The sequence below is a fragment of the Aquimarina sp. AU474 genome (assembly GCF_900312815.1).
Classification (GTDB): domain Bacteria; phylum Bacteroidota; class Bacteroidia; order Flavobacteriales; family Flavobacteriaceae; genus Aquimarina.
Map to the genome: position 1 here is coordinate 130,518 of NZ_OMPE01000009.1, position 11,129 is coordinate 141,646.

At 33.4% G+C, this 11,129-nt stretch carries 10 protein-coding genes; 1 reads left to right on the top strand and 9 read right to left on the bottom strand.

The window, feature by feature from the left end; all coding sequences use genetic code 11:
• Positions 1–27: 27 nt before the first annotated feature.
• Positions 28–2,658, bottom strand: a complete 2,631-nt coding sequence (locus tag DK508_RS14355) for a TonB-dependent receptor (protein ID WP_109301487.1) — start codon at positions 2,656–2,658, stop codon at positions 28–30.
• 331 nt (positions 2,659–2,989) lie between these two features.
• On the opposite strand from DK508_RS14355, the gene DK508_RS14360 reads away from it, so the two are divergent.
• Positions 2,990–4,024, top strand: a complete 1,035-nt coding sequence (locus DK508_RS14360) for a LacI family DNA-binding transcriptional regulator (protein ID WP_370443849.1) — start codon at positions 2,990–2,992, stop codon at positions 4,022–4,024.
• A gap of 5 nt (positions 4,025–4,029) precedes the next feature.
• On the opposite strand, the gene DK508_RS14365 is transcribed toward DK508_RS14360, so the two are convergent.
• From DK508_RS14365 to DK508_RS14395, 8 genes are all read right to left on the bottom strand, one after another.
• On the bottom strand, positions 4,030–5,748 hold the full coding sequence (locus DK508_RS14365) for a sodium:solute symporter (protein WP_109301488.1): 1,719 nt from the start codon (positions 5,746–5,748) through the stop codon (positions 4,030–4,032).
• A 203-nt stretch (positions 5,749–5,951) separates the two neighbouring features.
• Entirely contained in the window at positions 5,952–6,881 is a 930-nt protein-coding gene (gene queG, locus DK508_RS14370; protein ID WP_109301489.1) for a tRNA epoxyqueuosine(34) reductase QueG, read from the bottom strand.
• Positions 6,882–6,942: 61 nt separating this feature from the next.
• A complete protein-coding gene (locus tag DK508_RS14375) occupies positions 6,943–7,362 on the bottom strand; it encodes a hypothetical protein (RefSeq protein WP_109301490.1) in 420 nt (139 codons plus the stop codon).
• 42 nt (positions 7,363–7,404) lie between these two features.
• Positions 7,405–7,677: a DUF4242 domain-containing protein gene (locus DK508_RS14380; RefSeq protein ID WP_109301491.1), complete on the bottom strand. Its 273-nt coding sequence runs from the start codon at positions 7,675–7,677 to the stop codon at positions 7,405–7,407.
• 73 nt (positions 7,678–7,750) lie between these two features.
• The gene (locus DK508_RS21195) at positions 7,751–7,927 is read right to left on the bottom strand and encodes a hypothetical protein (RefSeq protein WP_160114722.1); all 177 of its coding nucleotides are present in this window, start codon (positions 7,925–7,927) and stop codon (positions 7,751–7,753) included.
• 145 nt (positions 7,928–8,072) lie between these two features.
• On the bottom strand, positions 8,073–9,650 hold the full coding sequence (locus tag DK508_RS14385) for a hypothetical protein (protein WP_109301492.1): 1,578 nt from the start codon (positions 9,648–9,650) through the stop codon (positions 8,073–8,075).
• A gap of 18 nt (positions 9,651–9,668) precedes the next feature.
• Complete coding sequence (locus DK508_RS14390; RefSeq protein ID WP_200831876.1) at positions 9,669–10,880, bottom strand: hypothetical protein; 1,212 nt, start codon at positions 10,878–10,880, stop codon at positions 9,669–9,671.
• A gap of 38 nt (positions 10,881–10,918) precedes the next feature.
• Positions 10,919–11,113, bottom strand: coding sequence for a hypothetical protein (locus DK508_RS14395; protein WP_109301493.1), 195 nt, complete (start codon positions 11,111–11,113; stop codon positions 10,919–10,921).
• Positions 11,114–11,129: the final 16 nt, after the last annotated feature.

Sequence of the window (11,129 nt, forward strand, 5' to 3'; positions counted from 1 at the left end):
AATATGACCAATATTAACACACAAAATTTAGAAATCTAAAGCAATAGACATTCTAATTGCTCTTCCTAAAATAGGCCTTGCCAAAAACACATCATCATTAGCACTAGTTGTCCCTCTTGGATTGCCTTCTGTTAAGCCTATTTCATTAAACAAATTTGATGCATCTAAACCAAATCTTAAATTATTGATTCTATAAAAGGCTCCAGCATTAAAAACATTAAATAATGGCAATTCGATTGTATTCGCCTCATCTTGATATTTTTTACCGAAATATGACCATTGCATATATACTCCTAAACCTTCTATCAGTTCTACTTGTGGTCTAACAGTGAAATAAACATTAGGAATTCTTCTGGCTGTATTACCTTCAAAATCAAAACTAGAACCATCTGTATTAGATCCTAAAAAGTTATCATATTCTGGTTTTTGAACAGTAATATTAGCCTCTATATCAAAAGCGCCATATTTTGCATTTGCTTCAAGTTCTATACCTATGTTGTTTACATCTGCAAATCTGTTTTCTGAAGTGCCATCTGCAAGAATATCAGTAAACGCTATATTATCCATATTCATATAAAATACATTGGCATAAACACCAATATTTGATGTAGAATATTTAAACCCAAATTCGGTTTGATCTACTTCAGTAATTTCGATACCACTTAGATCCAATGCATTATCATAATAAGATTCTTCTATCGGAGATCTAAATCCGTGACTATGTCGTATATACATTGCCATGTTATTACTAAATTTATAATTCAATGCTGTTGTATAGGATAATTCTTTTACATCATAATCCCAATAGGTATATGGATTACCGTCGACCACTGTAATTGCATCATCGGCTGTATTATTAGATAATAAACCTAAATCTGTAGAAAAAAACCTCGCGTTATCCCTAAATCCAGAGTATTCATTATCATCATACCGTAGCCCAAAATTAGCCGTCAACTTTTCTGTAATATCTATTTCTGCATCCAAGAAGATTGCGTTTAACAATCCTTTGGTTTGAGCATCTCTTTCTAACCAAGTAATTCTCTCTATACCATTGTAGGTTCTAGAAATACCTGTACTCGTATCCACTAGATTTACTAATCTAGGATTATCCGACACATCCACCAAATAGTTACTCCAGTTCCAATATTGATTAGATTTCCAATTCGAATAATAATGCCCTAGAGTAACGTGTATTTTTTCAAAGTTGAAAGAAAATGAAAGATTATTCGCGAAATTTGACATGTCCTTATCAATTGCCCAATGATCAGCTCTCATCACCAATGAATTAATATCCAGGGTTTCTCCTGTATCTACATACGTATATTCTGCATTTGCAGCATCATCTAATGGAAATTGTGTTGTACTCGTAGCAAAATCAGCCTGTGTATTGGGCCCACCAGTACTAAAAATTGCATTATAATTTAAATCAATTACCGTGTTTCGAAAAGAATTTTTTATTGAAACTACATCAGATATGTCATATACAAATTCACCTCCAATTGCATCAACATTGGGATTTACTCCATCCTCTAGATCTCTTTCAAAAAATCCTCCACCAACTTGCGGAACTCTTAATCTACTAAAATTTCTGGAGGTTAAGGTTCCAAAATTAGGATCAAACCCTTCAAACTCTTCTGGGTTACCATCATTATCTCCTCTTAATGGGATAGGGAGTAAAAAAAGGTTCCTGTCTTCTAATTTTTTATAATACATACGAGCATATCCTTTATCAAATTTATAGGTAAGGTTAAATTTCATTTGCCCACCATTATTTGCTGCAAACCCAGGATCTCGAATTCCTTGATCTACTCTGTAAAAACCACCAATATTAAAAAACAATTTATCTTCTACAATAGCTCCTCCTATGTTAAGATCTGTTCTAAAAAGTCCATAATCCCCAATGCTCAATTTTGCCCTACCAATTAATTCATTTTGTCCTGTTTTAGAGATAAAATTGATAATTCCTCCTGGCGCATTGGTTGCAAAAATAGAAGCAGAACCTCCTCGAATTGCCTCCATACTTTTAACTGTCTCGTCCAAACGATACCAATTATCAGCGTTCGCAAATTGTAGTGCTCCATCTTCAAAAACTGGTAATCCATCCTCCTGAATTTGTACAAATTCATACGCTCCTGCAGATGGAATACCTCTAGCAAAAAGATTATTTCCTACTTCACCTCCTGAAGTTTCTACCAAAAATCCGGGAATCGACTGCAAAATATCTGCTGTACTCTGAGGCGCTTTTTGTTCTAATTCCTTTACTCCCATAGTAGTAATTGCTACACTGGACTCTAACTTTGTTCTTGGGTTAGAAGCACCGGTAACCACAATTTCATCAAGTGAAAGCAAATCTTCTTGTAATATAATATCTCTAGTAGTATCCCCTGTTAAAACGACAGTTGCTCTTAACGTTTTAAACCCAATAGATGACACAACTATTGTGTAGCTCACACCGGATTCTAAATTATCTATAATGTATTGCCCGTCGAAATCTGAAGTTGCTCCTCGATTAGTACCATCTAGATAAACATTTACTCCTAAAACAGGAATGTTTTGAGCATCTGAGATAATGCCCGAGATACTTACATTTTCTTGGGCACATAATTTCATAACCCCAATAAAGAGAAATGACATAAAAATTAATCGTAATTGTTTCATTTTCTGTAGTTATTTAATTCATTGCAATTTCTTAATTGTTTATTCACTCCTATAGCAAAAGTGAATTTCCTAAGCGGCCGAAAACGATTTCGAAAAAATCGAAAACGATTTCGAAACTTCTTTTTTTCGAAAAAACAATTCATTGTAACTTTTAATTCATAAAACGCTCCAAACAGTTGTAGGATTTACTGTTTTAGTGGATTTAATAGAATCGTTTTACTATAAAGTTATTCAGAATATTAATCGAGTTCATAACCACTCAATGGTTTCTGGGTAATAAAAAATTAAATGCACTTTGTAATCATACTAAACCATTAATTGTATCTTAGAAATGAAAATTATAATCATGGAAATCACCACACTTAAAGACATTGCAAATGAACTCGGTATTTCGGTGGCTACAGTATCAAAAGCATTAAAGGATTATCCTGATGTTAATAAAGAAACCAAAAAAAAGGTTCTTTATATGGCAAATAAATTAAACTACACTCCCAATCAGTTGGCAGTTAATCTTCGAACTAAGCAAACGAAAACTATTGGAGTAATTATCCCAACTACAGTTCATCATTTTTTTTCTAACGTAATAGATGGAATTATAGCTGAAGCTGAAAAAAAAGGATATTTAGTAATCATTCTACAATCTGATGAAAAATTATTTCTAGAAAAACTTCATGTCAATTTACTGATCGACAAACGCGTTGATGGAATTTTAATGTCATTATCAAACAAGACCAATGAATTTGTACATTTAAAAAAAATAATAAGTAGAAAAATACCTTTAGTGCTTTTCGATAAAGTCGAACCTAGTATTGCATGTTCTAAAGTAAGAATCGATGATAAAAAAGCAGCGTACCAAGCGGTATGCCATCTTATTAAAAAGGGCTACCGTAGAATTGCCCATTTCAGAGGTGATTTAAACCCAAAAATATCAAATGATCGTTTCGAAGGATATAAAGAAGCCTTATTAGATCATGATATTTCTTACGATCCTTCTTTAGTTTATGTATGCAACAACAACAAAGATTTTGAAGATGGTTATCTCAATGCGCAAAAACTTATTAAAGAGCACTCTAATATAGACTCTATATTTGCTATTACAGATTTAGTAGCTGTGGGGATCATCAAATATTTTAACGAAAAAGGCATTAAAATACCTAATGACATAGCCGTTGTTGGATTTAGTAATTGGTTCATGTCATCAGTTGTTACCCCTACTCTAACAACTATTGATCAACCTGCATATGAGATTGGAAAAACAGCTACAGAAATTCTTTTACAAGAAATAGAATTAACTCATCTGGAACAGCCCATTAAACACAAGGAAATAATATTACCCACACACCTTATTTTAAGAGAATCCAGTTAATAGTATTACCAAAAGAATCCTACCACAACAGTAGTTAGAATCAATAAAATAACAGATAGGATCCTGTAATTCTTATACCAAGATAATCCAACAAGTTCTTTAGACTCTTGAGCGAACATTTCTTTCTTATAGGTATACTCTTTGATTTGCTGTTCGGGTTGCGGTTTAGTGATCAAGCTCACCACAGCATGTACTATAACACAAACTACAAATAACCATGTGGCCTTTGCTAAGAAATGAAGCTCATTTATTTGAGGTATCCAATCAAAAATTTGAGAAAAAATCATCAAAATTGCTAAAGAAAATCCTGTAAGTAAGCTTACTATTGAACCTGTTCCATTGGCTCGCTTCCAAAACAATCCCAGTATAAAAGTGGATACCGCCGGTGGACATGTATAGGCTATTACTAATTGTAGATATGTCCAAAGAGAATCACTTACACTTTCTATAAATGGCACCCAAGAAATAGCCAAAACAACTAGTATAACCGTAGTAATTTGACCAACTTTAACCAGTTGCTTACTGGTCATTTCTGGTTTTAATTGTTTTACAAAATCCATAGTCACTAATGTAGATGCAGAGTTAAATGTAGCCGAAACCGAAGACATCATTGCCGCCATTAAACCCGCAACTACTAATCCTAAAACTCCTACGGGTAAAAGTTGAAAAAGCAAAACAGGATATGTAAGGTTAGGACAATCTGCCAAATCCTTGCAAATCTCTCCATTGATTAAACTATAATTAAGGCTAGAAATATCCAACTCACTAAATAAAAGTAATGCCAATACGCCAGGAACGACCATAATAAAAATCACTGGTAGTTTTAAAAACCCTGCAAAAAGCGCTCCCCATCGTCCATGATTTAAATCTTTAGCTCCAAGTACTCGTTGCACCATAAATTGATTATTAGCCCAAAAATAAAACCCTAATAAAGGTACACCTGTTAACAATCCCCACCAGGGCATAAACTCATCATTGGCAGGACGCACTAGACTAAACACCTCATCTGCATTTGATGGGATAAACTTCCCCTCGGCTGCTCGATCAGCAAAGTCCACATTTCCTGCGGATAACATTGTGTCTAATTTAGCCATCATTCCAGACCATCCTCCACCTAATTGATCAAAAGCAAAATAAGTAAGTAAACAAGATCCAAGAATTAATAAAATCGCTTGAATCACTTCGGTCTGAATTACAGAATTTAATCCTCCAGGTATTGTATATGCAGCGGCCGCTACCGCTAGAATTATCAAAATCAAAGTAGAATCCAAAGAAGGAAACAGTAAGGTTAAAACGATCTTACCCACGTATAATCCTGCAGCTGTATCTACCAAAATATTACCTACTACAGTAATAAATGAGAAATAATACCTTGATCTACTATCATAGCGTCTTTCTAAAAACTCTGGCATTGTATATACTCCTGACCTAAGATAAAAAGGCAAAAAGAATATGGCAAAAAAGATCAAAACCACTACTGCAAACCATTCGTAGTTATATACATTAATATTGGTTTGATAAGCATCAGATGCTAATCCAACCAAAGTAGAGCTTGAAATATTTGCCGAAAATAGTGCTATACCCACTATAGGCCAGGTCATTGTTCGTCCTCCTAAAAAATAATCCTCAGAACTTCCTCTTTTTGATTTTGATATTCCGTAGATAATGATTCCGATCAAATAAACTACAATAACGGCAATGTCGATATACGATAATTCGTTCATATGCAAAGGTATTTCACGCTTTAATTAAAGGCTAAGTTGTAAAGCAAAAAGGTCTAGGGGATTCTGAAATTAAAATCACATGATTTTAACAAAAAAACCTGTCGAATATACAAGATAACAGCAAGACGGGTGCGAATTTTTTAATCAAAGTTTATAAAACCGATTGTGCAAACGTTTGTATTATGAAATCCTCAATAAAAGCTTTACATATTTTTTAAAAAACGAATATTTCGTTGAAGGCCTGAAAATTTTGTTCGCTTTACTGCTGATTTCTGGAAAATTGTAGAAAAAACGTCTTGTGTAATTTCTTGCCAATCTTTTTTTGTCATTTCTAATAACTCGGGCTTTGGGTTAAATAACGGTTCATTATGTGGTTTTGAAAACCGATTCCAAGGGCATACATCTTGACACACATCACATCCAAACATCCAATCATCAAATTGATTTTGATAACTCGTAGGGATCTCCTCTTTAAGTTCAATAGTAAAATAAGAAATACATTTACTGCCATCAACAACATAAGGCTCTACAATGGCCTGCGTAGGGCACGCATCTATACATGCCGTACACGACCCACAATGATCAGTAACGGGTGTATCATATTCTAATTCTAGATCAACAATCAACTCTGCTATAAAATAAAACGATCCTACTTTTTGTGTAATCAGGTTACTGTTTTTTCCTATCCAACCTAGGCCACTTTTTGCAGCCCATGCTTTATCCAAAACAGGAGCAGAATCTACAAAGGCTCTACCATGTACTTCTCCAATTTCCTCTTGAATAAAATTTAATAACTGTTTCAGTTTATCTTTAATTACAAAATGATAATCTGTGCCATAAGCATATTTGGATATTTTTGGAGCTTCGGGATCTTGTTGACCTCGAGAAGGAAAATAATTAAGAAGCAAAGAAATTACCGTTTTCGAGCCTTCAACTAGTTTAGTAGGATCTAAGCGTTTATCAAAATGATTCTCCATATACCTCATCTCACCATGCATATTATGCTCCAACCATTTTTCTAAACGAGGAGCTTCTTCTTCGAGAAACTCGGCCTTAGAAACTCCGCAAGAAAGGAACCCTAAGCGTTGCGCTTCAGTTTTGATTAATTGGGTGTATGTTGCTTTTTGAGCCAACGAGGATTATTTTCAGAATTTAATCCAAAAATAGGTATTCATTTTTATATAAGGATTGTGCTTAGTTATCTTTTATAAAAACAAAATTATCATTTGCAGCATCAATTAAAATGAGTTTCTCTTCCCTCAACACATAAGTAAAGATATCTTTTGGTGGAGGAAAAGTCCCTTCTATCAAATTTATAGTACTTGTCGAAACTTCCTCACTTTCGCCACTCACACATATTTTCGTTCCACTTTGATTAACAACCATCCAGCTTACATTTACTCTAGTAGTAGTATTAAATTCGAGTGTAGTTTTATTTCCAGAACAATCCACTGAAGAACCATCGGTATTAAAATAATAATCCGTCTCGGTTGTGCTTTCTAAAACCCATTTTCCCAGAATAGCATTTGCATCTGCCCCCCCTCCATCATCATCATTACCACATGCCGCTAAAAAAATGATAAAACCTAGATATAAGAAAATTTGATTTTTCATAATTATTTGTTTATTAAATAGTTAATATAACATTTAATTCAATTAACTAGAGATTTCTGGACTAATTGTTTCTTTTAACTCATAAATAACATCTATGGGGAATCCTCCTTTAACAGCATGTTCTTTTATCAATTTCTTATTCATCGCTTTATATACGCAATACACTTTATTTTTAACAATATAACTATGTAACCAATGGATATTAGATCCTATTTCTCCAACTGCCTTACAAGATTTTTGAGAAATCTGCTTTAATTGTTCTTTTGAAGAATTACCTATTTCTGGGATGGTTCTTTCTATTAGATATGTTTTCATGAAATAATTTATTTAAGCTCAAATCAAGGCACTAATAAGTCCCTTGATTTGAACATATTATTAATTTTGATTACTATCGACCAGGAGCAGGTCCAAGATCACATTGTTGATAACATGTTGCAAGTGGAGAACCACTTCTCAAACACCTCTCTACACATTGATCATCTCCTTGTGGGCGACGTCCTGCATTGATTGTTTTTTGTACGATCTTTTCAATAATCTTAACCCCTTTTAATTCAAAAATTTTCATAATTGTGATGTATATGATTTTATTTCCCTGAACATTTTAGGACACTCAGGATTATGTCCTTTCTTTTCATATTAGAACAGTATCATTTTATAATAGCTCATGAAGTACTTAAGCTATATTGAATATTTAACAAAGTGAGATATACTTATGTTATTCTCATAGTAGTTGATTTGCGAGCAAATAATCTTTTAAATAAAGTTTGCCCTCCTTTATTTTGAGGTATCGTCTTAGCAATATTACCGTTGGATAAAACACGAGTAGAGACATAAGGCCAATTGTTAGATTTTCTGTGAAATATTATCACCCGAAAAACTGGCCACTTATATGGTTTCAATTTTGTTCCATCGTTACGGGCGTTTTTGATTAACTGCTCTGCAATTTTTCTTCCGCCTGGTGCATTTATCTTAGCTTTTTTTATTTGCAAAGCTTTATTAGGTTTCATATTCACCCATAATTGAATAAAAGATTCATGATACCCTCTTTTTATAGCAGAGTTTTTAACCTTAGAATATCGAATCCAAGCAAATGCAATTTTTTTGAAGGTATCCGTACCACTTAACCAACCATTTTGTCTTTTTTTATCAAGTTTTTCTATATAAGAAACTAGTTCTTCTTTATAATGAGTTTGTTGATTTTTATTCATGTTTTCGTAATCGATACGCACTTGAGTAAAGTAATCTGCCTTATTCCTTCTTAAATCAGACATAAATCTGGTTAATGCATTAATGAATTTTATCATGAAATCTCGGAAATCTGCACTATTTCTAGCTTCACTTGCCCTAGCTTGTTCTTTATTAATAGTTTCAAAGAATTTTAAAACATATGTCCCTGCCTTTAAGGGTGTTTTTGCAGCAAATGTTGCAATAAGACTTCCTTTAATAAAATTTTGGATAGTTTGAGCAAAGTTTGTACTCACCTCTGCATCAGAAGCTGATTTCATCACTATATAAAATTGTTTTAAACTAGCTTCCCAAGCTTTTAACATATCATACTTGGCTTCATAAATATCCAAAGAAAGTTCTGAGATATTTTTTAGACTATTATCTACTCCATGCGTTGGTATTTGTGTGGGAGATGTTGTCGTTGTTCTATTAGCAATATGTCCTTGAAGCGTAGACCAGGTTTTAGGCCCTATAATCCCATCTGGTTTTTTAGCATTCATAAATCGCTGCCATAGCTCTACTCCTTGAGCAAAGCTTCTATCTGATTTCATCTGTATATGAGGAAACATTTCTTGCAAGAAACTCCTTATTTTGTGCTTCTCCTTTTCCCAATTTAATTTTCTAGCCCAATATTTATTTCTTCTTATGGCTCGTCGCACATTAAAAGAATTTTCGTATTCGATTAGCTCATTATCATATTCATCTTCGAAGATCATTTCCTCATTCTCATCAACAATCTCTTCAAAATTATCCGAATACTCATCATCAAAGTCTTCATCTATCTCATCATCTATATTAAAAAGTTCTTCTTCAAAATCAATATAATCTTCATTACACTGATGATCGAACTCCTCATCAAGCTCCATTTCGTTCTCGGTTTCATTAATGAATATTGGATCTTCTATTTCTGTTTCATCAAATAACTCATTCATTAAGAAAGGGCTGTCTAATTGATTTGAAAAATTCAATTCTTGATTAGATTCCTTTTGAAAACCCAGAATTTCATTATCCAAATATGGCGTATTCAACAAACTCAACGTATTGGGATTATAATTTTTCATAAGATTTTTTTTAAGGAATTAAACTGTTATTGCTTTTTCACTTCCATTGGCTCCGATTCTTTTTATTTTAGGCATTTGTGAGGTTGTATATCCTTTATAATTGTTACGGGCAATTGTTACATTCTCTCCTCTACGCACTTTCATATCTCTTCCTGTTGCATACCCCCAATGTGTAATAATAGTACGCATATCGGTCTCAATATCTCCATCATTATACAAAGCTGGCACAGATGCTTCATCATTAAAAATCCCAGTTTCGATCATTATAAGTATACGAGACATTGGTTCTGCTAACTGGAAGAAATCATAGGATTTGGCATGTGCCGGAATACCAACTCTATCAGCAACTCTATACAATCTTTGATCTTCTCTGGTCCCTTCGGCTCTTAAAGAAGTGATAATTGGAAAATCAAATTCTAACGTAAGATGAAACCATGACATCATAGAAACGAAGAAAAATTCCTCTCTAGATATATTACCATTTAAACGCCTATCGTTTAACATATCATGAAGTTGACGTGCCAAATTTGCAATGGCAGCGTCATCTGTTCGATCAGATCCGCTAGTATTTTTTGAATTAATAATCCCGGTCCATACTTCTTGAAGAAAGTCCTCAAAAGTAGATACGAAATCACGATTAGAACCATCTGGTTTTGCAAACTTATATGGGCTATTATTTTCATTTCCATGATTAAGATCCATCCCAAACATTCTAAAATAATTATTCCTGCGAGTAGCTTCCATATCTGGTCTAATATGACTAACTACATTGTATATTGAGAATGGTGCGGGGTTGCTATAAAAAAGCTCTTCGGTATTGCGTAGCCAACTTTGAGTTTCTTCTGTGGGTACACCTAATTTTTCTCCATGAAGATATTCGAATAGCACCTTATGAAATATTTTATAAACGCAGGTGTTTTCAATAAGATAGGAATATATCAAATGATCCCATCTTGAGGCACATGCGAAATCATTTCTATTTGAAGAAGAGAAATTATTAGCATCTTTACTCCCAAACAATGCATCTATAAAATATTCTGGAAGTTGAGCAATCTCGCTACGTCTATTTGGTTGGCCAACGAACAATGCACCATCATTCCCTTTTTTCTTATGAACTCTTGTATTCCAACCTAATTCTAATAAGGCTCTTATTTCTGAAGGGTGCAAACAAAATAATTTTTTAGCCCTTTCTTCCTTATCAATTCCTCTACCTACTATTCTTCTAAACATGACTTCTTATTTTTAAGTTATTTGTTATCTATTATTTATTATTCGATTATAATCGGAACAATACATTCTACTTTATTGTTTTGAGGAGGAAGAGACCATTGCTTACTCCCTTTTCCCCCGTGTAGTGCTTTTTTGATCTCATCAAATAATTTTTCTGCTGGATCTTTAACCGCTTCCTGTATTGTCTTAGTACTAGTTACATTACTTCTTTGTGGTGTGTTCTTTGTTGCCATTTTGGTATGTATTTAT

Excerpts from the sequence above, each read along its gene's own strand:
- DK508_RS14355 (WP_109301487.1), bottom strand. The coding sequence starts at position 2,658 with ATGAAACAATTACGATTAATTTTTATGTCATTTCTCTTTATTGGGGTT.
- DK508_RS14360 (WP_370443849.1), top strand. The coding sequence starts at position 2,990 with ATGAAAATTATAATCATGGAAATCACCACACTTAAAGACATTGCAAAT.
- DK508_RS14365 (WP_109301488.1), bottom strand. The coding sequence starts at position 5,748 with ATGAACGAATTATCGTATATCGACATTGCCGTTATTGTAGTTTATTTG.
- DK508_RS14375 (WP_109301490.1), bottom strand. The coding sequence starts at position 7,362 with ATGAAAAATCAAATTTTCTTATATCTAGGTTTTATCATTTTTTTAGCG.
- DK508_RS14380 (WP_109301491.1), bottom strand. The coding sequence starts at position 7,677 with ATGAAAACATATCTAATAGAAAGAACCATCCCAGAAATAGGTAATTCT.
- DK508_RS21195 (WP_160114722.1), bottom strand. The coding sequence starts at position 7,927 with ATGAAAATTTTTGAATTAAAAGGGGTTAAGATTATTGAAAAGATCGTA.
- DK508_RS14385 (WP_109301492.1), bottom strand. The coding sequence starts at position 9,650 with ATGAAAAATTATAATCCCAATACGTTGAGTTTGTTGAATACGCCATAT.
- DK508_RS14390 (WP_200831876.1), bottom strand. The coding sequence starts at position 10,880 with ATGTTTAGAAGAATAGTAGGTAGAGGAATTGATAAGGAAGAAAGGGCT.
- DK508_RS14395 (WP_109301493.1), bottom strand. The coding sequence starts at position 11,113 with ATGGCAACAAAGAACACACCACAAAGAAGTAATGTAACTAGTACTAAG.